The 25,732-nt window shown below is 65.7% G+C and carries 10 protein-coding genes and 1 pseudogene; all 11 read left to right on the top strand.

All coding sequences use genetic code 11. The features are described 5' to 3' along the window. Positions 1-292: 292 nt before the first annotated feature. Positions 293-2,563, top strand: a complete 2,271-nt coding sequence (locus tag XnspCFBP7698_RS20665) for a methyl-accepting chemotaxis protein (protein WP_104581458.1) — start codon at positions 293-295, stop codon at positions 2,561-2,563. Between the two features lie 297 nt (positions 2,564-2,860). After that, a complete protein-coding gene (locus tag XnspCFBP7698_RS20670) occupies positions 2,861-3,394 on the top strand; it encodes a hypothetical protein (protein ID WP_104581457.1) in 534 nt (177 codons plus the stop codon). A 310-nt stretch (positions 3,395-3,704) separates the two neighbouring features. Further along, the gene (locus tag XnspCFBP7698_RS20675; RefSeq protein WP_146093271.1) at positions 3,705-5,882 is read left to right on the top strand and encodes a methyl-accepting chemotaxis protein; all 2,178 of its coding nucleotides are present in this window, start codon (positions 3,705-3,707) and stop codon (positions 5,880-5,882) included. A 198-nt stretch (positions 5,883-6,080) separates the two neighbouring features. Further along, positions 6,081-8,684, top strand: a pseudogene (locus XnspCFBP7698_RS20680) (methyl-accepting chemotaxis protein); the annotation flags it as partial. A gap of 347 nt (positions 8,685-9,031) precedes the next feature. Further along, positions 9,032-11,284 carry a methyl-accepting chemotaxis protein gene (locus XnspCFBP7698_RS20685; RefSeq protein ID WP_104581456.1) on the top strand — a complete coding sequence of 751 codons (2,253 nt, stop codon included), beginning with the start codon at positions 9,032-9,034 and terminating at the stop codon, positions 11,282-11,284. Between the two features lie 361 nt (positions 11,285-11,645). Continuing rightward, a complete protein-coding gene (locus XnspCFBP7698_RS20690) occupies positions 11,646-13,904 on the top strand; it encodes a methyl-accepting chemotaxis protein (RefSeq protein WP_104581455.1) in 2,259 nt (752 codons plus the stop codon). A gap of 107 nt (positions 13,905-14,011) precedes the next feature. Beyond that, on the top strand, positions 14,012-16,483 hold the full coding sequence (locus XnspCFBP7698_RS20695) for a methyl-accepting chemotaxis protein (RefSeq protein WP_104581454.1): 2,472 nt from the start codon (positions 14,012-14,014) through the stop codon (positions 16,481-16,483). 635 nt (positions 16,484-17,118) lie between these two features. Continuing rightward, the gene (locus XnspCFBP7698_RS20700; RefSeq protein ID WP_104581453.1) at positions 17,119-19,353 is read left to right on the top strand and encodes a methyl-accepting chemotaxis protein; all 2,235 of its coding nucleotides are present in this window, start codon (positions 17,119-17,121) and stop codon (positions 19,351-19,353) included. Positions 19,354-19,892: 539 nt separating this feature from the next. Further along, the gene (locus XnspCFBP7698_RS20705) at positions 19,893-22,136 is read left to right on the top strand and encodes a methyl-accepting chemotaxis protein (protein ID WP_104581452.1); all 2,244 of its coding nucleotides are present in this window, start codon (positions 19,893-19,895) and stop codon (positions 22,134-22,136) included. A gap of 452 nt (positions 22,137-22,588) precedes the next feature. Next, complete coding sequence (locus tag XnspCFBP7698_RS20710; protein ID WP_104581451.1) at positions 22,589-25,261, top strand: Cache 3/Cache 2 fusion domain-containing protein; 2,673 nt, start codon at positions 22,589-22,591, stop codon at positions 25,259-25,261. Positions 25,262-25,530: 269 nt separating this feature from the next. Next, positions 25,531-25,732, top strand: a 202-nt coding sequence (locus XnspCFBP7698_RS21825; protein WP_158591108.1) for a hypothetical protein, incomplete at its 3' end; no start/stop codon positions are given.

Here is a 25,732-nt window from a genome sequence, read left to right on the forward strand (position 1 = left end):
GCCTCGGCGGCCACTGCAGCCTTCACGATCAAGCCCCGGCAGCGATGCCGGGGCTTGATGGTTTCTGCGGGGATGCAGTGACCCATCCTTCTCTCCCCACGCGCGCCGATCATCGACGCCGCACATCTCGCTGGGCGCGGCCTACGCGCGCGCCCAGCGCGCCGCTGCAGCGCCGATTGCACTCGCCACACGACTGAACGCGAGCATGCTGCAGTGCAGCATCAGGACTTAAGAATTCAGGCTAGCGCACGCTACCGGTGTATCTCTTTCCCACCCTCCCCAAGAGAACACCATGACATTCCTGCATTCCCTGACCGTCGGGCGACGCCTGGCGTTGGCATTCGCGTTGCTGATCGTGCTGCTGGCCGGCTCCACCACCCTGGCCTTGTACGAATTCAAGACCGTCAAGAACCAGGTCTCCATCATCATCGAGGTCAACAACCGCAAGGCCGCGTTGCTCAACCAGATGCGTGAAAGCAACATGCTTGGCGAGCGCTACATGCGCGACTTCATGCTGGCGACGCCGCAGCAGTTGCCCGCCGTCGATGCCCAGCTCAAGGCCAACCGCACGCATTACGCGCAGCTGTGGGACGCGCTCAAGCAGCTGCCCACCGACGCCGACGGCATGCGCGCACGCCAGGCCATCGAAGACAGCCTGACCGCGGCGCGCGCCACCAACAACCGCCTGCTCGGCATGGTGCGCGAGGGCAACCTGGACGGTGCCAAGCAACTGTTGAACGGCCAGGCGCAACCGTTGCTGGAACGCCGCTCCAAGGCGATTGCCGCAGCGGTGCAACTGCAGAACCAGCAGAATGCCGCCGGCGCCGACACCATCCTGAGCAGCGTCGCGCTGGCCAACCGTGCCCTGATTGCGTTCGGCCTGGTGTCCGCTGGCCTGGCGGCCGCACTGGCGTGGCTGATCTCGCGCAGCCTGGTACGCCCGCTCCGGCAGGCCACGCAGGTCGCCGAGGCGATCGCACACGGTGAACTGGACAACCCGATCGGCCCGCAACCCGGCGATGAGCCTGGTCAATTATTGACCAGCATGCGTGGCATGCAGGATCAGCTCAAGGCCGTGGCCGCCGCACAGCAGGAAATGGCACGCCGGCACGAGGCAGGCCAGCTCAGCTTCCGCATGGACCAGGACGCCTTCCCCGGCGAATACGGCAGCATGGTGCGTGACACCAACGCCCTGGTCGAATCGCACATTGCAGTGAAGATGCGGCTGGCGCAGATCATGTCGCGCTACGCCATTGGTGACCTGAGCCAGGACATGGACCGCCTGCCCGGCGAAAAGGCCGTGCTCAGCGACACCATGGATGCGGTCAAGCGCAATCTTTCGGCAATGAACGACGAAATCAAGCTGCTGGCGCAGGCCGCGGCCAATGGCGATTTCAGCGTGCGTGGCGATACGCAGCGCTTTCAGCACGATTTTCTGGCGATGGTGCAGAGCCTCAACCAGTTGATGGCCACCGCCGACGGCAATCTGGGTGCGTTGTCCAAGGTGCTGCAGGCCATTGCCGGCGGCGACCTGACCGAGCGCATGCACGGCCAGTTCCATGGCGTGTTCGCGCAGATGCGCGATGACGCCAACGCCACCACCGAGCAGTTGTCCGGCATCGTCGGACGCATCCAGCACGCCACCGCTTCGATCAATACTGCGGCCGGCGAAATTGCCGCCGGCAACAACGATCTGTCGCAACGCACCGAACAGCAGGCCGCCAACCTGGAAGAAACCGCTGCCTCGATGGAAGAGCTCACCTCCACCGTCAGGCAGAATGCCGAAGGTGCCCGCCAGGCCAACCAGCTCGCCATTGGCGCCGCCGCTGTCGCCTCGCAGGGCGGCGCCGTGGTCGACAAGGTCGTGGCGACCATGGCCGACATCGAGATCTCGTCCAGGAAGATCGCCGACATCATCAGCGTGATCGACGGCATCGCCTTCCAGACCAACATCCTGGCCTTGAATGCGGCGGTGGAAGCGGCGCGCGCCGGCGACCAGGGCCGCGGCTTTGCGGTGGTGGCCTCGGAAGTGCGCACCTTGGCGCAGCGCTCTGCCGGTGCAGCGAAAGAGATCAAACACCTGATCGACGACTCGGTCGGCAAGGTGGCCGAAGGCGCGGCGCTGGTGGACCAGGCCGGCACCACCATGAGCGAGATCGTGGCCAGCGTGCAGCGCGTCACCGACATCATGGGCGAGATCTCCGCCGCCTCGCAGGAACAGTCGGCCGGGATCGAACAGGTCAACCTCACCGTGGCCCAGATGGACGAGGCCACCCAGCAGAATGCCGCGCTGGTGGAAGAAGCCACGGCGGCCGCGCGGGCGATGGAAGAACAGGCCGGCCAGCTGGCCGATGCCGTGTCGATCTTCAAGACCAATCCCGGCGCAACGCAGCCGGCGGCGACGCACCGCCCTGCCCCGCGACACCTGGCAAGCGTCGCCTCGACGGTCGCTCCCCGGCAGCCCGGACCTGCGGCAGCCAGGCCTGCAGCCAGATCCGCCGCGGCGCAGCGGCCGGCCTTGGCAGTCGCTGCCGACAACGATGCGAGCTGGCGCGAGTTTTAAGTTCAGGGCTGCTGAACCCCTCTCCCCCGGGAGCGGGGTTGGGGTGAGGGGACGGCCCGACGCGACAGCACCAGACAGCGCACAACCCGGCGCTTCACGATCCGTCGAAACGCCCCGGCCACCCCCGGGGCGTTCTGCTATCCGGACACAGGACCCCATCGCCGGGCACTTCACCAAGCCAACAATTCACCACGCTGCAGTGCCGTTGGTCGAAAGGTGATCAAGCACAAGCGTCTGCGGCCGATACACATGGCACTGAGGGCCGCATCGCCCGCGCATCGTTGAAGGACGTCCCGCATGCACACCGCCAATCCCATCCGCTCTGCCCGCAACGTGCTGGGCGCCGTGTTTGCCGTTGCCGTGCTGGCCGCGGGCGTGTCGTTGCCGCCCTCCTTCGCCGCGCCGGCCGCCCCGGTGTCCGTCTTGCTCGACAACGTGCCGGTCAGCGCACTGCAGTCGCTTGCCGTGGACCTGGTGCAGCTGCGCAACGATCAGCGTGCCCAGCTGGCCGCAGCGCAGGACCCGGCGCGCGTGCAGGCCTACGACGAGCGTCTGGGCAACCTGCGCCAACGCATCGCACGCCATGCGGGCTATTTCCAGGCCAGCGCGCCGCAGGGCGAACAGGCGCGTCAGTTTGCAGTGGTGCAGCAGCAGCTGGGCCAGTATCTGGCGCAGCACCGCCAGGCCAATCGCGCCCTGCATGACGGCGATCTGCACGATGCCCAGGCCCTGGCGCTGGGCCATGCCGGCGACACCCGCCAGCTGCTGTGGACCGAACTGCAGAACCTGCAGGCCTCGATCACCCCCGTCGGCGCGTCGCCGCGGCACTGAGCTCGCCCGGTGCGCGGCCAGGCGGCCGCCCACCCTGCATCGCTGTCTGCCAGCCCCCACGCTGCGCATGCCATGCGCTCTGTCCTGCAGAGCGACGTGTGCGATGTGCGGTGCGATGTGCGGTACGTCGCGCCTGAGCGCGTGCATTGGCGCAGGGCATCGCGTCGGTCGAACGCTCGAGCGCCCGGATGGCGCTGAAATCGGCTGTGCACCGCGCTAGCACAAACAGCGTCACGCGGTGCTCAACATTTTTCCCACTGGGTCGCTATTCGACTTATCCCGGTCACTATCCTCTCGCTGGATACCTGTCATGACGTTCAAGAGCTCGCTCGCAAAGACGTTGGCCAATGTGCCGCTCAAGCGCAAATTCCTCGCCCAGACGGCGCTGGTTGCGCTGGGCATCATCATCCTGGCCGTGATCGCGGCACGCATGCAGTACGTGGATCTCACCGACACCCGTCGCGACGGCCTCAAGAGCCAGATCGAGATGGCGATCGCGGTGGTCAACGGCTATGCCGAGCGCGCGCAAAAGGGCGAGATGGACGTGGACGCCGCCAAGAAGGCTGCGCTGCACACCTTGTCGACCATGCGTGCACGCGGTGGTGTGGATTACATCTATGTCACCGACCAGGCGCCGGTGATGCTGATGCATCCCACCCGTCCGGATCTCAATGGCAAGCCGCTCAACGACGTGCTCAGCCCCGACGGCAAGCGCATCTTTCCCGCGTTCGTGACCGCCGCGCAGGCCGGCGGCGGCTATGTCGATTACACCTGGGCCAAGCCCGGGCAGAAGGACCCGGTGCAGAAGACCTCCTACGCGGCGCTGTACAAGCCGTGGGGCTGGGTGATCGGCACCGGTGTCTACCTGGACGATACCCAGTCGCAGGCGCTGGCCTTCACCGGCATCGTGACGCTGGCCGGTGCCGTGCTGGTGCTGCTCAACCTGCTGGTGGGCTGGATGATCGGCAACTCGATCCTGGAGCCGGTCTCGCGTGCCCTGGCAGCGATCAAGGGCGTGGCGCGCGGCGACCTGAGCGTGCGTACCGCCGAGCATGGCAATGACGAAATCGGCCAGATGCTCAAGGCCACCGACGACATGGTGCATACCCTGGAGCGCTTCTCCGCGCAGACCAAGGTGATGATGCACATGCACGCCGGCGACGACGTCACCCACCGCATGCCGACCGACTTCCCGGGCGTCTACGGCGAACTGGCGGCCGGCATCAACACCATGATCTTCGAGCATCTGGATGCCATCGTCGATGCCATCGGCATCCTCAACGAATACGCGCAGGGCGACCTGTCGCGCGACGCCGCGCGCCTGCCGGGTACGCGTGCAGTGCTGCACGAAGCCATGGATGCAGCCAAGGCCAGCCTGCTGGCGATCAATAACGAGATCAAGCGCCTGGCGCAGGCCGCCGCCAACGGCGATTTCAGCCAACGTGGCGATGCCGCGCGCTTCAAGCACGATTCGGCGCGCATGATCAACGACCTCAACGCCATGATGGAGGTCAGCGACCGCAATCTGGGCAAGCTGTCCGAGCTGCTGACCGCACTGGCCGAGGGCGACCTGACCGCACGCATGGACGGCGAGTTCCACGGTGTGTTTGCGCGCATGCGTGACGATGCCAACACCACCGCCACCCAGCTGGCCGGCATCGTCGGGCGCATCCAGCAGGCCGCCGCCTCCATCACCGGTTCGGCCAGCGAGATCGCTGCCGGCAACAACGACCTGTCCCAGCGCACCGAGCAGCAGGCCGCCAACCTGGAAGAAACCGCCGCCTCGATGGAAGAGCTCACCTCCACCGTCAAGCAGAACGCCGAAAGCGCGCGCCAGGCCAACCAGCTGGCGATCGGTGCCGCCGGCGTGGCCTCGCAGGGCGGCCAGGTGGTGAGCCAGGTGGTGGAGACCATGTCCGGCATCGAACACTCTTCGAAGAAGATCGCCGAGATCATCAGCGTCATCGACGGCATTGCGTTCCAGACCAATATCCTGGCGCTCAACGCCGCGGTGGAAGCGGCACGCGCCGGCGAACAGGGGCGTGGGTTTGCGGTGGTGGCCTCGGAAGTACGCACCCTGGCGCAGCGCTCTGCCGGTGCGGCCAAGGAGATCAAGCACCTGATCGACGATTCGGTCGGCAAGGTCGCGCAGGGCTCGGCGCTGGTGGACCAGGCCGGCAAGACCATGGCCGAGATCGTGTCCTCGGTGCAACGCGTCACCGACATCATGAGCGAGATCTCGGCCGCTTCGCAGGAACAGTCCGCCGGCATCGAGCAGGTCAATCTCACCGTCACCCAGATGGATGAGAGCACCCAGCAGAACGCCGCACTGGTGGAAGAAGCCACCGCCGCAGCCAATGCGATGCAGCAGCAGGCGCAGCAACTGGACGATGCGGTGTCGATCTTCCGGGTGGTGGCGACCACGGCCAGCTCCCACGGCAGTGTAGGTGCACGCGCACCCAAGCGCGTGGCGCTGGCCGCCTACTAGCCGCGGCCGACGGGGGTCGCGCGCGCGTGAGCTCCAGTGGGCGCGCACTGCGCGCCCGGATGGCAGCCGGCGCACGCACCATGCCGGGTTCTGATCGCAGCTATACCTGCCCGGCGGTCGAACAGCAGGTGCGCTGCCTGCTTCGCCTGCAGATTCCCCGCCCCGGCGGGGCCTTCTCCCTTTTCCGCGGCCACACCCATGACTTCGCTTTCCACGCACTCACGTTTCGGCGGACGCCTGGCGTATCGCCTGATGTTCGGCACTGCGGTCATTGCGTCGTTGTGCTTCGGGCTGACCGCGGCCATCACCTACTGGCAAAGCAGCGGCGCATTGAGTACATCGGCGCAGGCCACGATGCAGAACGCTGCGCGCTACCAGGCCGAGCAGATCGGCAGCGAACTGGGTCAGGCGCTGACCACCGGTCAATCCCTGGCCACCACCTTGCTGGTGCAACGCGCCAACGGTGGCATCAGCCGCGACACCGCCGCCGCGGTGGTGCACGATCAATTGCAGGACCATCCCGAATGGGTGGGCATGGGCACCTTGTGGGAAGCGCAGGCCTTCGATGGCAAGGACAGCGCCTTCGCCAATGCCCAGGGCCACGACGCCACCGGCCGTTTCATGACCTACTGGGGACGCGACGGCCACACCCTGGTGCGTGAGCCGCTCACCGACTACGAAACCCCCGGCCTGGGTGACTGGAATCTCAAGCCGCGCGCCCTGCTGCGGCAGACCGTGGCCGAACCGTACGATTACAAGATCGGCGGCAAGACCGTGCTGATGACCACCTTGTCCACGCCCATCCTGCAGGACGGTACCTACCTGGGCGCAGTGACGGTGGACGTGGCACTGGCAGCGTTGCAACAGCGCCTGGGCGCCCTGCGCCCGATGGACAGCGGGTATGTGGAGCTGCTGTCGCCCGCCGGCGTGGTGCTGTCCTCGCGCGACAGCACGCGCATCGGCAAGCCGCTGACCGATGCACGGCACCGCACCATGCTGGAGGCCATCAAGGCTGGCAAGGATTCGGTCGATTTCACCCCCGACGCGGCCGGCATGGTCAGTGCCTATGTGCCGCTGCAGATCGGCAAGGCGCAGGAACGTTTCGCGCTGGGCGTGGTGGTGCCGTACGCGGCCATCATGCAGCAGGCGCATCGCCTGCTGTGGACGATCCTGCTGGTGGGGCTGGGTTCGGCGGTGGTGCTCAGCGGCGCGCTGTTCCTGCTGTTGCGTCGCCAGGTGGTGCGTCCGCTGGAGTCGGCGGTGGGCGTGGCCGACGCGATCGCCTCGGGCAAGCTCGACAACCAGATCGCCGTGCAACGCCAGGATGAAGTGGGCCGGCTGATGGGCGCGATGCAGCGCATGCAGAACGATCTGCGCGCGCGCATCGAGCGCGACACCGCCGTCGCCAACGAAAACCTGCGTATCCGCACCGCGCTGGAGCACTCCGAGATGGAAGTGCTGCTGTCCGACGAACACCACAATGCGGTGTTCATCACCGAAGCGCTGCACACCTCGTTCAAGCATGGCGAAGCGGCTTTCCATGCCAAGGGCCAGGCCGGTTTCAGTGCCGATGCGGTGGTCGGCAAGCCGCTGGAGTACGTGTTCGGCACCGACGCCGATGGCAGGGCGCGCACGCAGCGATTGCAGCAATTGCAGTCCACCGTGTCCGAGCGTTACACCTTCGGCCCGGTGACCCTGGACCTGACCATGACTCCGCTGTACGCGCCGGACGGCCATCGCAGCGGCAGCATGCTGCTGTGGCGCAACGTCAGTGCCGAAGTGAGCACGCAAAAAGAAGTGGCCGCACTGGTGCAGTCTGCCTTGATGGGCGACTTCGGTCAGCGCCTGGCGCTGGATGACAAGCACGGCTTCTATCTGGAATTCGGCCGTCAGCTCAACGGCTTGCTGGAAACCACCTCGCAGGGGCTGGAGCGCATTTCCAGCCTGCTCAGCGCATTGGCCGAAGGCGACCTCAGCGTGCGCATGGATGGGCAGTTCGCAGGCGTGTTTGCACGCATGCGTGACGATGCCAATGCCACGGTGGCGCAGCTCACCAGCATCGTCTCCGGTATCCAGACCTCGGCCACGCAGATCAATGCCGCAGCCAGCGAGATCGCCGCCGGCAACAGCGACCTGTCGCAACGTACCGAGCAACAGGCCGCCAACCTGGAAGAAACCGCTGCCTCGATGGAAGAACTCACCTCCACCGTCAGGCAGAACGCCGAGCATGCGCGCCAGGCCAACCAACTGGCCATCGGCGCGGCCGATGTCGCCGCGCATGGCGGCGCGGTGGTGGCGCAGGTGGTCACCACCATGTCCGGCATCGAGGTCTCTTCGAAGAAGATCGCCGAGATCATCAGCGTGATCGACGGCATCGCCTTCCAGACCAACATCCTGGCCCTGAACGCGGCGGTCGAAGCCGCCCGTGCCGGCGAACAGGGCCGCGGCTTTGCAGTGGTGGCCTCGGAGGTGCGCACGCTGGCGCAGCGCTCTGCCGGCGCCGCGAAGGAGATCAAGCACCTGATCGACGATTCGGTCCACAAGGTGAGCGAAGGCTCGCATCTGGTGCACCAGGCCGGCACCACCATGGCCGAGATCGTGGCCAGCGTGCAGCGCGTCACCGACATCATGGGCGAGATCTCCGCCGCCTCGCAGGAGCAGTCTGCCGGCATCGAGCAGGTCAACCTCACCGTCACCCAGATGGATGAAGCCACCCAGCAGAACGCCGCACTGGTGGAAGAAGCCACCGCCGCCGCGCGTGCGATGGAAGAACAGGCCGGCCAGCTCGCGCAGGCGGTGTCGCGTTTCACGCTTGCCGATACGGCCCCAGCCACCGCATCGACCGGCCGGCCCACGCTCGCCTCCATCGCCGCCCACCCTGCACCCAGGCCATCGCGCCCACGGGTCTGAACCGCCTGCGGTCGTGCCCGGCCACGGGCGCGGCAGCTGCGCTGTGTGAGACGTCACGATGACCTGCCGCGCACGGCATGGTTAGACGCCGCACCGCGTCTTTCGCGGCGCGCTTCATCGCAAATCGGCACGCGGCGCGTCGCCGAACACGCCGCGTTCATCCTTGCAAAGTAAAGAATCCGGGCCCCGGGCCGTTAGCGTGCAGGACACACATCGCCTTGCATCGCCCGGAGTACATGATGAACAAGTTCAACGATTGGCCCATCCGCCGCAAACTGATGTTTGCGTTCTGCCTGAGTGCCGTGCTCACCGCCCTGCTGGGTGGGTTGGGCTTCTCGCGCATGAAGCAAATGCAGCAGCAGGCCGTGCTGATCAATGAAAATGTCGTGCCGGTGCTGAGCAGGCTGTCGGAACTGCGCGCCTTCGGTGGCGAATTCCGCATCTACGAGTCGGGCCAGTTCGTCAATCTGGATAATCCCGAGCGCTACGCCTACTTTCTCACCCGCATGGACGAGATCCAGGCCAGCTACCTCCAGACACAGAAGGCACTGGAGGCCAAGGTCGGCGCCGGCTCCCCGCTGAAGGCCGGCTACGACAAGCTGGCCAAGGAAAGCGCAAGTTACTTCGAGGCCAACAAGACACTGCGTGCGCTGTACAAGCAGCCCGACTACGCCGCGGCGATCCTGGCGAACAAGCAGTCCGGCGACATCCGCAAGGTGCTGTTCCAGACCATCGACAAGATGTACGCCGAGCAGTCCACTGCACTGGCCAACATGGTTGCGGCCAGCAGCGCCTCGTTCAAGCTGACCAGTGCGGTGCTGCTGATCGGCACCTTGCTGATGGCGGCCCTGTCGGTGACCTTTGGCTGGTTGATTGCACGCAGCATCACCAACCCGCTGTCCAGGGCGCTGGGCGCCATCCAGGCAGTGTCGCGGGGCGATCTCAGCGTGCAGATCGGCAAGACCAGCAAGGACGAAATCGGCCAGATGCTGGACGCCACCGGCGGCATGACCCTGATGCTGCGCCGCTTCTCCGACGAGACCGCGCGCATGTCGCACCTGCATGCGGCCGAAGACATCACCCACCGCATGCCGGAAGATTTCCCCGGCGTGTACGGCACGCTGGCCGGCGGCATCAACACCATGATCTTCGAACATCTGGATGCCATCACCGACTCGGTGCGCATCCTCAACCAGTACGCACAAGGCGACCTGACCCAGGACGCCCGCCGTCTGCCGGCCAGCCGCGCGATCCTGCACGAAGCGATGGATGCGGCCAAGGCCAGCCTGTTGTCGATCAACACCGAGATCAAGCAGCTGGCGCAAGCCGCTGCGGCTGGCGATTTCAGCGCCCGCGGCGATGCGGCACGCTTCAAGTACGACTTCGCGGTGATGGTGGCGGATCTGAACTCGATGATGGAAGTCAGCGATCGCAACCTGGGCAAGCTGTCGCAGCTGCTGGGCGCGGTGGCCGATGGCGACCTGACCGCACGCATGGATGGCGAATTCCATGGGGTGTTCGCGCGTCTGCGTGACGATGCCAACGCCACCGTGCAACGCCTGACCGACATCGTGGGCCGCATCAAGCACTCCACCCTGGCCATCAATACGGCGGCCGGCGAAATCGCCGCGGGCAATCAGGATCTGTCGCAGCGTACCGAACAACAGGCCGCCAACCTGGAAGAAACCGCCGCCTCGATGGAGGAGCTCACCTCCACCGTCAAACAAAATGCCGAACACGCGCGTCAGGCAAACCAGCTAGCGATCGGTGCGGCAGGCGTGGCATCGCATGGCGGGAGCGTGGTCGGCCAGGTGGTCACCACCATGTCCGGCATCGAAACCTCGTCCAAGAAGATCGCCGAGATCATCAGCGTCATCGACGGCATCGCCTTCCAGACCAACATCCTGGCCTTGAATGCGGCCGTGGAAGCGGCGCGTGCCGGCGAACAGGGCCGCGGTTTTGCGGTCGTGGCTTCGGAAGTGCGCACGCTGGCGCAGCGTTCGGCCGGTGCCGCCAAGGAAATCAAGAGCCTGATCGACGACTCGGTGAGCAAGGTGGCCGAAGGCTCGGCGCTGGTGAACCAGGCCGGCAGCACCATGAGCGAGATCGTCTCCTCGGTGCAGCGCGTCACCGACATCATGAGCGAGATCTCCGCCGCCTCGCAGGAACAGTCGGCCGGCATCGAGCAGGTCAACCAGACCGTGACCCACATGGACGAGGCCACCCAGCAGAACGCCGCACTGGTGGAAGAAGCCACCGCCGCCGCGCGCTCGATGGAAGAACAGGCACAGCAGCTCACCGAAGCGGTGGCCTTGTTCCGCCTGTCGGCCGAGCTGGAAGCGGTGACCCGCGCCACGCCGGTGGTGCGCCACATCACCGCCAAGCGACCGGCTGCGGTCAGCACGCCGGTCGCAGCGCGTGCGGCGCGTCCTGCAGCGCGTAGCGCGGTTGCAGCGGCGCCGTCCAGCGAGTCGGATTGGGCGGAATTCTAAGCCCCAGTTTCAATGCGAGTTTCATCAAAGCCGCGCTCGCAGGAGCGCGGCTTTTTTATTGGCTACATGCGCAGCAAAGCGGACCCGGCAGTCAATCAAGCCAATACGTTTATTTCGAGCACATTCAATTACTGTACTAAATCAACTGCAGAGCTCGCCAGTTACTTCCCCACTTAATCGATATATAGAACGGACACATCCTTGAAGCCACCCACGGCACCGACCTGGTTATACATTTTCCATTACCCAGGTATAAAGTATTTGCACAATGCCGCCGTTATTCGTCTTAGCGACATGTCACGCAGCAGGCTGTGGCGTCACCGGGTCGCTCCTTCCATCTCGAGCCTTCCAGGACTTTGTCATGACTGCATTACTCCAGCGGTACAACGTAGGCCCGCGCCTGGCGGCGGCATTTGCCGTGCTGATCGTGCTGTCCGGCCTGATTGCCTTCATCGGTTATCGCGGCCTGTCATCGGCACGCGCCCTGGTCGACGACATCGTGCACCAGAACATGGTGAAGATCCGGCTGTCCAACGACATGATCAACGCCAATTTCATTATCGGCATGCAGCTGCGCAATGTGGTGCTGCCCACCACCGATGAAGAGAATCGCCAGTTCATCGCCATCATCCAGTCGGCACGTGCCGATTACAACAAGGCGCGCGAAGCGCTGTATGCCATGCCGCCCTCGGACCAGGGCAAGGTGTTGCGCGCCGAGATCGATGCGCGCCGTGCCGAGGTCAAGGTGTTGAACGACAAGGTGATGGACCTGGTGATGACCGGCCATAGCGACGAAGCCCTGCCCTTGCTGCTCACCAAGGCCGCGCCGGCCATGCAGGGCTGGCAGGACAAGATCGCCGAGAACATCGCACTGCAGGACAAGATGGCCGCCGACGCATCGGTTGTTGCGCTGAAGTCGATGGACGACTCGCGCAAGCTGCTGATCGGCGGCACGCTGCTGGTGGTGCTGCTGAGCGGCACCCTGGGCCTGTTGATCACCCGCAGCCTCACCGCACCGTTGAGCCGCGCCACCCGCGCAGCCGAATCGATTGCCGGCGGCCAGCTGGACAACGACGTCGACACCCCGTTCAACGACGAAACCGGCCGACTGCTCAAGGCCATGCACAAGATGCAGCAGCAGCTGCGCAACCTGCTGGCCGCGCAGACCGACATGGCCCGCCGCCACGACGAAGGCCAGATCAGCTTCCGCATCGATGCCGATGCGTTCCCGGGGGAATACGGCCGCATGGCCAGCGACACCAACAACCTGGTGGCCTCGCATATCGCGGTGAAGATGAAACTGGCGCAGATCATGGGCCGCTATGCCATTGGCGACCTCAGCGAAGACATGGACAAGCTGCCCGGCGAGAAGGCTGTGCTCACCGAGACCATGGAGCAGGTCAAGCTCAACCTGGGCGCGATGAACACGCAGATCAAGCACCTGGCGCAGGCCGCGGCCAATGGCGACTTCAGCGCACGCGGCGATGCCGAGCGCTTCCAGTACGATTTCCGGGTCATGGTGGAAAGCCTCAACACCTTGATGTCCACCGCCGACGGCAACCTGCAGTCGCTATCCGGTCTGTTGCAGTCCATTGCCGCAGGCGACCTGACCGCGCGCATGAGCGGCGACTTCCACGGGGTGTTTGCGCAGATGCGCGACGATGCCAATGCCACCGCCGTGCAGCTGGCCGAGATCGTCACCGGCATCAAGGCGTCGGCCATCTCGATCAAGGGTGCCGCCAGCGAAATCGCCGCCGGCAACCAGGACCTGTCCCAGCGCACCGAGCAGCAGGCCGCCAATCTGGAAGAAACTGCCGCCTCGATGGAAGAGCTCACCTCCACTGTCAAACAGAATGCCGAAAGCGCACGCCAGGCCAACCAGCTGGCGATCGGTGCGGCCGGCGTGGCCTCGCAGGGTGGCGAGATCGTCAGCAAGGTGGTCGAGACCATGAGTGGCATCGAAGCCTCCTCCAGGAAGATCGCGGACATCATCTCGGTCATCGACGGCATCGCGTTCCAGACCAACATCCTGGCCTTGAACGCAGCGGTGGAAGCCGCACGCGCCGGCGAACAGGGCCGCGGCTTTGCGGTGGTGGCCTCGGAAGTGCGCACCCTGGCGCAACGCTCCTCGGGCGCGGCCAAGGAGATCAAGGACCTCATCGACGACTCAGTGCAGCGCGTGGCCGACGGCTCGGTGCTGGTGCACGACGCCGGCAAGACCATGGGCGAGATCGTCTCCAGCGTGCAGCGCGTCACCGACATCATGGGCGAGATTTCCGCCGCCTCGCAGGAGCAGTCCTCGGGCATCGAGCAGGTCAACCAGACCGTCACCCAGATGGACGAAACCACCCAGCAAAACGCCGCCCTGGTGGAAGAAGCCACCGCCGCGGCGCGTGCACTGGAAGAACAGGCGGTCGGGCTGACCGAGGCCGTGGCGGTGTTCAAGACCGACGCCGGCCATGCATCGGCGCCGCCGTCGCCGGTGCGTGCGGTCCCGTCGCGGCCGGCGGTGAGTGCCGTGCTCAAGGCGCAGGTTGCCGCGGCCGGGCGCACTGCTGCGTCCAAACCGCGCGTGGTGGTCACCGCGTCCAGCAACGACACCAGCTGGCAGGAGTTCTGAGCAAGCGAGCAGGACTGGCTGAACGGTTCCGGTCGGCAGCGATGCCGGCCGGCTCAAGGCATAACTGGTATCGGCCGATAGCCTGCGTACGCCCATGAGACGCATCGATGACCACTTCGCCCGCGCAGTTGCCGCAGCCCCATCCCCCTTCCCCGCGCCGCTGGACCAGCCGCTGGGATGATCTGGCCATCGCCAGAAAACTCGGCGCGATCGGTGTGCTGGCGCTGGTGGGGCTGATCATTCCGGTTCTGCTGTACAGCGGCAAGCTCAATGAAAGCGTCACCATCAGCAGCAACGAATTACGCAGCTATGGCCCGCTCGGACAGATGCTGGGCCTGATCACCGACCTGCATGCGGCCCATGTCGACAGCGGCAGCGCCGCCAGCGCGGCATCCAGCCGGGCCGAACGCGACCTGCAGCAACTGCTTGTGACCACGGCGGCAATGCCCGGCTTCGAACGCAGCCAGAAACAACTGCTGGCGCTGCAACAACGCCATCTCGCCAGTGCCGACGCCAACGCCTATGCCGGCGTGAGCGAACAGGCCTTCGCTGCGCTCGACGCCTTGCGCGACGACAGCCAGCTGGTCTACACCCCGTATATCGAAAGCTACCACCTGGTGGTGGCCACGCTGATCTACAGCCCCGATGCCACCGAATCGCTGACCCGCCTGGATGCGGCCAGCGATCCATCGCAGGCCGGCGACAGCCGCGCCATGCTGCGCGAGCAGCTCAACCAGCTGCAGCGGCACCACGTGCGCTTCCGCCATGAGCTGGACAAGGCAATGGGCCTGCTGGAACAGCCCGACCCCGCCCTGGCCGATGCGGCCCGCACCGAAGCCACGCGCGCCACTGCAGCACTGGCGGCGCTGGCCACCGCGCTGGACGGCAGCGACACCCAGGCCGACACGCAATGGAATGCTGCGCTCGATGCACTTGGCCAGGCCATGCAGGACCTCAGCAGCACCTCGCTGCAGGCCTTGCAGCGGCAGTCCCAGCGGCACCTGGCGGATGCGCGCAATGCCATGTGGCAGGCCATCGCCGGGCTGTCGCTGCTTGCGCTGCTGATCGCCACGCTGTGCTGGTACACCCTGTCCCGGCTCACCCGCAACGTGCGCCGCGCCGCGGCAGTGGCGGCCAACATCGCGCGCGGCGAGCTGGACGAGCGCATCGTGGCGCCCAGCCACGACGAGACCGGCCAGCTGCTCGACAACATGCGCAGGATGCAGGAGCAGCTGCAGCGCGTGCTGGCGGCACAGAGCGAGATGGCGCAGCGCCATGACGCCGGCCAGATCAGCTACCGCATGCAGGCCGACAGCTTCCCCGGCGCCTACGCCACCATGGTGCACGACACCAATGCGCTGGTCGGCTCGCATGTCGCGGTGACGTTGCAGCTGGCGCAGATCATGTCGCGCTACGCCATCGGCGACCTGAGTCAGGACATGGACCGCCTGCCCGGCGAAAAGGCCGTGCTCACCGACACCATGGACACGGTCAAGCGCAATCTCTCGGCAATGAACAGCGAGATCAGGTTGCTGGCCCAGGCCGCCGCCAACGGTGATTTCAGCGTGCGCGGCGACGCGCAGCGCTTCCAGTACGATTTCCGCGCCATGGTCGACAGCCTCAATCAGCTGATGGCCACGGCCGATGCCAATCTACAGTCGCTTTCCACGGTGCTGCAGGCGATTGCCGCCGGCGACCTCACCACCCGCATGCACGGCGATTTCCATGGCGTGTTCGCACGCATGCGCGACGATGCCAATGCCACGGTGACCCAGCTGGCCGATATCGTCGGGCGCATCCAGCGCTCCACCGACGCCATCAACGAGGCCGCCAGCGAGATCGCGTCGGGCAATCAGGATCTTTCGCAGCGTACCGAGCAACAGGCCGCCAACCTGGAAGAAACCGCCGCCTCGATGGAGGAGCTCACCTCCACCGTGCGCAACAACGCCGAGCATGCCCGCCGCGCCAATCAGCTGGTGGTCGGCGCCGCCTCGGTGGCATCGCAGGGGGGCGAGGTGGTTGGCCAGGTGGTCGGCACCATGGCCGGCATCCAGGCGGCTTCCAAGAAGATTGCCGACATCATCGGCGTCATCGACGGCATCGCGTTCCAGACCAACATCCTGGCACTGAATGCCGCCGTGGAAGCGGCGCGTGCCGGTGAACAGGGGCGCGGCTTCGCCGTGGTGGCCTCGGAAGTGCGCACCCTCGCCCAGCGTTCTGCCGGTGCAGCGAAGGAAATCAAGCAGCTGATCGACGACTCGGTCAGCCGGGTGGACCACGGCAATCAGCTGGTCGGCCAGGCCGGCCGCACCATGCAGGACATCGTCGACTCGGTGCGCAACGTCACCACGATCATGCAGGAGATCAGCGAGGCCTCGCAGCAGCAGTCGCAAGGCATCGAACAGGTTGGCCAGACCATCGCGCAGATGGACCAGGCCACCCAACAGAACGCAGCGCTGGTGGAAGAAGCCACCGCCGCGGCACGCTCGATGGAAGAACAGGCGCAGCAACTGCGTGATGCGGTCTCGGTGTTCCAGCTGCAGGCGGCCGCACCGGCGCGCCTGGGGCAGGCGGCCTGAAAACGGCCAGGCGCGGGCCACGGCATCCGTCGATGGCCCGGCCCCTGCGACCCACGCGTTGACCGACGACACTGCCGCCTGACATGGCACCGGCTGCCGTGGACGTGATGTTGGTCGGCACGCAGGCAGCGCGCCTGCGGCCGCCATCGCGCACCGCGATGGCTCCGATGCTGCGCCCTTCAGCAATTGCGCCAGCGCGCCGCTTACCTCACCGGTGACTCCGGCGCGCCGCCTCCCTCGCTTCGCCCTCGCCTCGCCGGTGCATTCACCCGGCACCACACCTGCCTGCACACAGCCATCACGCCCGACGCGTGATCGAGCGGTGAATTGCCCGCGCGCGCAACGCCTGGCGGTCATCCAGATAGCGGCCTTTCCAGCCCGCGTGTGCACGCCCGCCTCACCTCGGTGACGGCTGCCCGTACACGGCCACGCAAGCGAGTTCAGGGGCCGCGGCAGTCGCCGTTACCGACCACAAGCATGCAGACCTGCCCCGCAACCGATTGCCGCGTGAGACCTCTCACCAGCACCGACGGAGGGCTGGGTGCCTGCCTGCCATGGCCCGGCTCGACGTAGTGATCTACGCGACCTGGCCGATGCGCATTCCCCCTTCCCGCCCATTGCCTCGAGATTTCAACATGATCGCTCTTCTACAACGGTACAACGTCGGCAAGCGCCTCACCTTCGCCTTCGGCACGCTGATCCTGCTGTCCTGCGGCCTGGTCGCCACCGGGCTGTACACGGTGGCGCAAGCACGCGAGCGCATCGACACCGTGGTCAACCGCAACATCACGATCATGCAGCACCTGCAGGACATGACCAACGCCAGCTCGGCGGTTGCCGTGCAACTGCGCAACATCGTGTTGCCCACCTCCGAGGCGGACAACCTGCGCTTTGCCGGCATCATCAAGGACAAGCTCGCCGCCTATGAAGACAGCCGCAGCACGCTGTACCTGTTTTCTGCATCGCCGGAGGCCACCGCCCTGCGACAGAAGATCGACCAGGCCAGCGAGGCGGCCAACAAGCTCAATGCGCAGGTCGCGGCGCTGGGCTTGAGCGGAAAGCCCGACGAAGCACTGGCACTGCTGCTGCAGAAAGCTGCGCCGGCCACCGAGCAGTGGCAGGACGCACTGGCCGGCTACTCGGCGTTGCAGCGCCGTCGCGCCACCGAAGCCTATGAAGCCGCCACCACGGCCATGGCACGCGGCCGTGCGATGCTGATCGGCGGCGGCCTGGCGGTGGTGTTGATCAGCGGCCTGCTGGGTTGGGCGATCACCCGCAGCCTGGTGCGTCCGCTGACCCAGGCCACGCGCGCCGCCGAGGCCATTGCCAACGGTAGCCTCGATAACGATGTGCGCACCCAGGCCAACGATGAAACCGGCCGCCTGTTGCAGGCCATGGACAAGATGCAGGACCAGGTGCGCAACCTGATCACCGCGCAGCTGGACATGGCCAAGCGCCACGACGAAGGCCAGATCAGCTTCCGCATGGATGCCGGCGCGTTCCCGGGCGACTTCGGGCGCATGGCCAACGACACCAACGAGCTGGTCGCCGCGCACATCAAGGTCAAGATGCAGACCATTCACCTGGTGGAACGCTATGCCATCGGCGATCTGAGCGAAGACATGCCGCAATTGCCCGGCGAAAAGGCCGCGATCACCACCGCGATGAATCAGGTCAAGCACAACCTGTCCACGATGAATCACGAGATCAAGCACCTGGCCCAGGCGGCGGCCAATGGCGACTTCAGCGCACGCGGCAATGCCGAGCAGTTCCAGTACGACTTCCGCCTCATGGTGGAAAGCCTCAACCACCTGATGGCCACCGCCGACGGCAACCTGCAGTCGCTATCGGGCCTGTTGCAATCGATCGCCGCCGGCGACCTGACCGCACGCATGAGCGGTCAGTATCAGGGTGTGTTCGCGCAGATGCGCGACGACGCCAATGCCACCGCCGAACAGCTGGCCAACATCGTCGGCCGCATCCAGGAAGCAGCCGGTGCGATCGGCCTGGCCTCCGGCGAAATCGCCACCGGCAACCAGGACCTGTCGCAACGCACCGAGCAACAGGCGGCCAACCTGGAAGAAACCGCTGCCTCGATGGAAGAGCTCACCTCCACCGTCAAGCAGAATGCCGAACACGCCAGCCAGGCCAACCAGCTCGCCATCGGCGCCGCTGCGGTCGCCTCGCAAGGCGGCGACGTGGTGGCCAACGTGGTCACCACCATGTCCGATATCCAGGCCTCGTCCAAGAAGATCGCCGAGATCATCAGCGTGATCGACGGCATCGCCTTCCAGACCAACATCCTGGCACTGAATGCCGCAGTGGAAGCGGCACGTGCCGGTGAGCAGGGCCGTGGCTTTGCGGTGGTCGCCTCCGAGGTGCGCACCCTCGCCCAGCGCTCGGCCAGTGCGGCAAAGGAGATCAAGCACCTGATCGACGACTCGGTGGACAAGGTCGCGCAAGGCGCCACGCTGGTCGACCAGGCCGGCACCACCATGGCCGACATCGTCGCCAGCGTGCAGCGCGTCACCAACATCATGGGCGAGATTTCCTCGGCCTCGCAGGAGCAGTACGCCGGGATCGAGCAGGTCAACCAGACCGTGACCCAGATGGACGAAACCACCCAGCAGAACGCCGCGCTGGTGGAAGAAGCCACAGCCGCCGCCCGCGCAATGGAAGAGCAGGCACAGCAGCTCACCGAAGCGGTGGCCGTGTTCAAGGTGCACAACGGCAACCACGCTGCGCGCGTCCTCGCCCGTCAACCCATCAAACCGGCAGCATCGTCTTGCCCGCCGCGTCTGCGCAGCACCGCGCGAGCGCCCGCGTCCGCTCTGGCCACGACAGGCAGCGACGACTGGCGCGAGTTCTGAGCCATTGCTACCGCGCAATGACTCCCGTCTTGCTCCCTGACGGCCGGCCTGGCGCTCCCAGGTCGGCCTTCGGTTTGTCTGGAGCAGCCGCGCACCACGTGCACCCCAGAGCACCGCTGTCCGCCCGACGTCGATGAGCTGTGCCGCGCCGAGATACGACGACACCTCCTGGACCGATCCCAGTGCAGCCTCGTCGCGCATTGCCACAGCGCGGCCCGTCTCTGCGGCGGCAACGCGGCCGGTACACCCGCGTGAAATCCTTCTACACATCCAGCTGGACTCGCGTTGTCGTTTCCACCTGAAAAGCTGCCTCCTGACAGCGCTCCAGGGGTCGCTCCCGACAGCCGGACACCAACTCCCTACCCGGTCTACACACGGCCATCACGTGCCTGATCCAGGGATTTACCCCGGAAAAGCAGACACATCAACGGCGCAGCGCCCGGGCCGTTACTGGAACACGCAAGGCATCCATCGCCCGCAACTCTGCGGTGCACGCTTTCAGCTCTTGCCGCTCGCCCATCCATTCATCAGGCCATTCCATGACTTCTTTTTTGCACCGCTTCAACGTCGGCAAACGCCTCTCGCTGGCATTCGGCATCTTGATCCTGCTGTCGTGCGCATTGATTGCCGCTGGCCTGTACACGCTCGGCCAGGCACGCGAGCGGCTGGACACCATCGTCAACCGCAACATGGCGATGATCCAGTACGCCACCGACATGTTGGACGCCAATGCCACCATTTCGTTGAATCTGCGCAACATCGTGCTGCCGACCACTGCCCAGCAGAGCCGTGAGTTCGGTGAAACGATCGACGCCCAGCGTGTGCGTTACAAGGAGCTGCGCGAAAAACTCTACGCTTTCCCTGCCGATGCACATGACCAGCAACTGCGTGATGTCCTGGACAAGACACGCGAGCAGGCGTTGTCTCACAACCAGCAAGTGCGCGAACTGGGCACCGCCGGCAAGGTCGACGAAGCCATGCCGATCCTCATCCAGCGCGCCGCGCCGGCCACGCAGCGCTGGCAGGATGCAATCAGGACGTATTCCAACGCACAGCGCGAAAGCAGCCAGGTAGCCTATGCACAAGCCAACGACGCCATGGCGCGTGGCCGCCGCCTGTTGATCTGCGGTGGCGTGGGTGTGGTCCTGCTCAGCGTTCTGCTGGCCTGGATCATCACCCGCAGCCTCACTGGCCCACTGAACCGCGCGACCCGCGCCGCCGAAGCGATCGCCAACGGCCGGCTCGACAACGCCGTGCACACCGATGCAAGTGACGAGACCGGCCGCCTGCTGCAGGCCATGGACGCCATGCAATCGCAGGTGCGCAACCTCATCACCGCCCAGCTGGACATGGCCAAGCGCCACGATGCCGGCCAGATCAGTTTCCGCATGGACGCCGGCGTGTTCCCGGGCGACTTCGGCCGCATGGCCGGCGACACCAACACCCTGGTCGACAGCCACATCCAGCTCACCACACGCCTTGCGCAGATCATGGGCCGCTACGCCATCGGCGACCTGAGCGACGACATGGACCAGCTGCCGGGCGAAAAGGCCACCCTCACCGACACCATGGCGCAGGTCAAAGCCAATCTGACAGCGATGAACCAGCAGATCAAACAGCTGGCAACGGCCGCAGCCGATGGCGATTTCAGTGCGCGCGGCGACGCGGCGCAGTTCCAGTACGACTTCCGCATCATGGTCGAAAGCCTCAACCAGCTGATGGCCACCGCCGACGGCAGCCTGCAATCGCTGTCGGGCATGCTGCAGGCGATTGCCGCCGGCGACCTCACCGCACGCATGGACGGCGACTTCAAGGGCGTCTTCGCGCAGATGCGCGACGATGCCAATGCCACCGCCACCCAGTTGGCCGGCATCGTCGGGCATATCCAGACCTCGGCGGTGTCGATCAATGCCGCTGCCAGCGAAATTGCCGCCGGCAACAACGACCTGTCGCAGCGCACCGAACAACAGGCCGCCAACCTGGAAGAAACCGCAGCGTCCATGGAGGAGCTCACCTCGACCGTCAAGCAGAACGCCGAAGGCGCACGGCAGGCCAATCAGCTGGCCATCGGCGCGGCCAGTGTCGCTTCGCAAGGTGGCGAAGTGGTCGGCAAGGTGGTCGACACCATGGCCGGCATCCAGGCCTCGTCGAAGAAGATCGCCGACATCATCTCCGTCATCGATGGCATCGCCTTCCAGACCAATATCCTGGCCTTGAACGCAGCGGTGGAAGCGGCGCGCGCCGGCGAACAGGGCCGCGGCTTTGCGGTGGTGGCCTCGGAAGTGCGCACCTTGGCGCAGCGTTCTTCGGCGGCCGCCAAGGAGATCAAGGACCTGATCGGCGACTCCGTGCAACGTGTGGCCGATGGCTCGCAGCTGGTGGACCAGGCCGGCCGCACCATGGCCGAGATCGTGGCGTCGGTGCAGCGCGTCACCGACATCATGAGCGAGATCTCCGCTGCATCGCAGGAACAGTCGGCCGGCATCGAGCAGGTCAACCTCACCGTCACCCAGATGGACGAGGCCACCCAGCAAAACGCTGCACTGGTGGAAGAAGCCACCGCCGCTGCCCGCGCGATGGAAGAACAGGCCCAGCAGCTGACCGAAGCGGTGGCGGTGTTCAAGATCGAGCGCCATCCGCCGCTTGCCGCTCGCAGTGCGCCGGTTGGCCACGCAGGTGCCGTGCCGCGTCGCATACCGCGCCCGGTGCTGGCTTCCACCTCCACCCGCAGCAGCGCCGGCGCTGCAGCCACCACCACGATTGGCGAATGGCAGGAGTTCTGAGCCATTGATCGGCCTGACGTGCGCCGCGCACTCCCCCGGCACGGTGCGTCAACCGGCCTGACCGCGCGGTACGACAGCACCACTCGCCGGCATCGGGTGGCGGCCGCCGGCCATTAAGCAGCTCCGCAACCCGTTCGCCGCACCACACAGCATTCGAGAGCGTTCGATTCGCCAACTGCGAATCTTGCGGGCCGCTTCCCTGGCGAGGGGAAGCGGCCCTTTTTTTGGGTTGCCACACTCGGTCGCTGACCGAGCCAGACGCGCCAATATTCATGCATTCATAACAAATGCCAGAATCGCTCAGGACACTGAAAGCGATTTCATACACTGGAAACTTAACGCACTGCCCCGTTTTATGCAGATTTCGGCATAAAACATCAATTTCAAGCATAGGCGGCCGCTATCAGGTTCACGCATCCGTAACGCCCTCCCCCGGGCAAGGTCGATTCCTCATGCATTTCTTCAACCGGCTGTCCGTCGGCACACGGCTTTCTGCCCTCCTCACCGTGGTCATTGCCATTTCGCTCGGCCTGCTGGCCATGACCATCTACCGGCAATCGGCCGGCGACATCGAAGCGCAGGTCAAGGCCGAGCTGCGTTCGAGCACGCGCCTGATGCAGCAGTCGGTAGGCATGTACGACGTCACCCTGACCGAAGGCACCCAGCGTCTGGGCAGCGTGTTCGACGACATGCTGCCGCGTGGCGCACGCCAGCTGGAGACCTCCCGCACCGTCACCATCGGCGAGCAGCACACGCCATCGCTGCAGGCCGGCACGCAGGTCCTGAATCTCAACTTCGAGGCAGTGGACCGCTTTGCGCAGGCCACCGGCGGCGTTGCGACCATCTTCGCGCGCACCGGCGACGACTTCGTGCGCATCACCACCTCGCTGCGCAACAAGCAGAACGAGCGCGTGATCGGCACCCTGCTCGACCGCAAGGGCAAGGCCTACGCCGCACTGTCCGAAGGCAAGCCCTTCACTGGCCAGGCACAGCTGTTCGGCGAGCAGTACATGACCCACTACGCACCGCTGCGCAACGACGCCGGCGAAGTGATCGGCGCGCTGTTCGTCGGTCGCAACTACACCCAGGGCCTGGCCGCACTCAAGGCGCAGGTCAGCGCGACCACGCTGGGCCAGGACGGGTATTTCGTCATCGCCGACATGGCACCGGGCGAACGCCAGGGCCAGATCATCGCCGCACCGCCCGGTACGCCTGCGACCTTGTCGGCGCTGGTGCCGGCCGACCAGCAGGCCGCGCTGCAGTCGGTCCTGGACGGCAAGCAGCCCAGCGCCAACCTGCAACTGCGCGATGCCAAGGGCAACAGCCAGGCCTTCGAAGTCACCGCACAGCGTTATGCACCGTGGCAGTGGGCGGTGATCGGCACCCAGCCGCGCAGCGCCATCGACGGCCCGCTCAACGAACTGCTGGGCAGCATGCTGCTGTTTTCGCTGGTGGTGCTGGCCTTGTGCATCGCGGTGGTGTTCATCGCCGCGCGCAAGATGGTCACCCGCCCGCTGGCGGCAGTGGAACGCGTGCTCGGCGACGTTGCCGCTGGCCGCCTGGACAACCCCATCGAGATCGACCGCCACGATGAACTCGGCCGCCTGCTGCTCAGCGCCCGCACCATGCGCGACGACCTGCGCGCACGCCTGGAACGCGACCACCTGATCGCCAGCGAGGCGCTGCGCGTGCGTACCGCGCTGGACGATGTCAGCACCAACGTGATGATCGCCGATGCCGATCGCCGCATCATCTATGTCAATCGTCCGCTGCAGCGCATGCTCAAGAGCGTGCAGGACGAGCTGCGCCGCGACCTGCCCAACTTCGACGCCGATGCCCTGATCAATGCCAGCATCGACCAGTTCCATCGCAAGCCCGAGCACCAGGCGCGCATGCTCGACCAGCTCACCAGCACGCACGTGGCACAGATCCATGTCGGCGGCCGCACCATGCGTCTGGTGGTCAGCCCCGTGCTTGGCGCCGCCGGCGAGCGCATGGGGTTTGTGGTCGAGTGGGCCGACCGCACCCAGGAAGTCCAGGTAGAACAGGAAGTGGCCCGCATCGTGCAGGCCGCCGCCGCCGGCGACCTGAGCGAGCGTGTCAGCCTCGACGGCAAACAGGGCTTCCTGCTGTTGCTTGCCCAGCAACTCAACGCCCTGCTGGACAACAACGCCGACGGCCTGTCGCGCGTCTCCGCGTTGCTCTCTTCGCTGTCGCAAGGCGATCTGACCGCGCGCATGGACGGCAACCTGCAAGGCGTGTTCGCCACCATCCGCGACGACGCCAATGCCACCGCCGACCAGCTGGCCGGCATCGTGCGCCGGATCAAGGACTCGTCGCTGGCGATCAACTCCGCGGCCACTGAAATCGCCACCGGCAACGGCGACCTGTCGCGCCGCACCGAACAGCAGGCTGCTGCGCTGGAAGAAACCGCCGCCTCGATGGAAGAGCTCACCGCCACCGTCAAGCAGAACGCCGACAATGCCGACCAGGCCAACCGCCTGGTGCTGGATGCCGCCGGCGTGGCGGCCAAGGGCGGCGACGTGGTCGGCCGCGTGGTCAGCACCATGGCCGACATCGACACCTCGTCCAAGAAGATCGCCGAGATCATCAGCGTCATCGACGGCATCGCCTTCCAGACCAACATCCTGGCCTTGAACGCCGCCGTGGAAGCCGCCCGTGCCGGCGAACAGGGCCGTGGCTTTGCCGTGGTCGCCAGCGAAGTACGCACGCTGGCCCAGCGCTCGGCCGGCGCCGCCAAGGAGATCAAGCACCTGATCGAAGATTCGGTGACCCGCATCGGTAACGGCGCTGCACTGGCCTCCGAAGCCGGCAGCACCATGCAGCAAGTGGTGAGCTCGGTGCAGCGCGTCACCGACATCATGGGCGAAATCACCAGCGCCTCGCGCGAGCAGGCCGCCGGCATCACCCAGGTCAACCAGACCGTCACCCAGATGGACGAAACCACCCAGCAGAACGCCGCCCTGGTGGAAGAAGCAACCGCAGCCGCACGCGCAATGGAAGACCAGGCCGCGCAGCTGGTGGACGCAGTGGCTGTGTTCCGGCTCGAACAGGAAGATCGCCTGAGCACCCTACTGGCCAACGCACGTCACGCCTACAGCTGATTCAGGGCACCACAACGACGCACGCGTGCAGAGCGCCATGCTGCAAGGACGTACTTGCAGCGTGTCCTGGGATGGTGGGCGGGCGGGCCAGGATCCAGCAGCAAAGGCGCAGATGATCCGCTCTGCGTCTTTGCTGCCGGGATCAGGCAATCATGTAGCGACATCTGCATCGTGCGTGTAGCGATCGCTTGGCTGTCTTCAAGTCCGGTCGGGGGCGCGGCGCCCTCACCGCTCGCGGGACACGCCGTGAATCCGTCCGTGGAGGCTCGGTGGCGGCATCCATGCCGCCACACGGTCCCGCAATCGGCGAGGACACCACGCCAGACAGTTGGCTGGTGGTTTTACTGAAGAGCGAAGACACCGCATCGCATGGGCTGCTGGTTGCTCTGCTGATAGCTCTGCACACCGACCAACACGACTGGTCCTTGCCCGCCCACCGTCGCGGGACCCTTGGCGGCATGGATGCCGCCA

The organism is Xanthomonas sp. CFBP 7698 (genome assembly GCF_003600855.1).
GTDB lineage: Bacteria > Pseudomonadota > Gammaproteobacteria > Xanthomonadales > Xanthomonadaceae > Xanthomonas > Xanthomonas cannabis.

What these genes read in the sequence shown, in the direction of transcription:
- XnspCFBP7698_RS20665 (WP_104581458.1), top strand. Translation starts at nt 293, where the DNA reads ATGACATTCCTGCATTCCCTGACCGTCGGGCGACGCCTGGCGTTGGCA.
- XnspCFBP7698_RS20670 (WP_104581457.1), top strand. Translation starts at nt 2,861, where the DNA reads ATGCACACCGCCAATCCCATCCGCTCTGCCCGCAACGTGCTGGGCGCC.
- XnspCFBP7698_RS20675 (WP_146093271.1), top strand. Translation starts at nt 3,705, where the DNA reads ATGACGTTCAAGAGCTCGCTCGCAAAGACGTTGGCCAATGTGCCGCTC.
- XnspCFBP7698_RS20685 (WP_104581456.1), top strand. Translation starts at nt 9,032, where the DNA reads ATGAACAAGTTCAACGATTGGCCCATCCGCCGCAAACTGATGTTTGCG.
- XnspCFBP7698_RS20690 (WP_104581455.1), top strand. Translation starts at nt 11,646, where the DNA reads ATGACTGCATTACTCCAGCGGTACAACGTAGGCCCGCGCCTGGCGGCG.
- XnspCFBP7698_RS20695 (WP_104581454.1), top strand. Translation starts at nt 14,012, where the DNA reads ATGACCACTTCGCCCGCGCAGTTGCCGCAGCCCCATCCCCCTTCCCCG.
- XnspCFBP7698_RS20700 (WP_104581453.1), top strand. Translation starts at nt 17,119, where the DNA reads ATGATCGCTCTTCTACAACGGTACAACGTCGGCAAGCGCCTCACCTTC.
- XnspCFBP7698_RS20705 (WP_104581452.1), top strand. Translation starts at nt 19,893, where the DNA reads ATGACTTCTTTTTTGCACCGCTTCAACGTCGGCAAACGCCTCTCGCTG.
- XnspCFBP7698_RS20710 (WP_104581451.1), top strand. Translation starts at nt 22,589, where the DNA reads ATGCATTTCTTCAACCGGCTGTCCGTCGGCACACGGCTTTCTGCCCTC.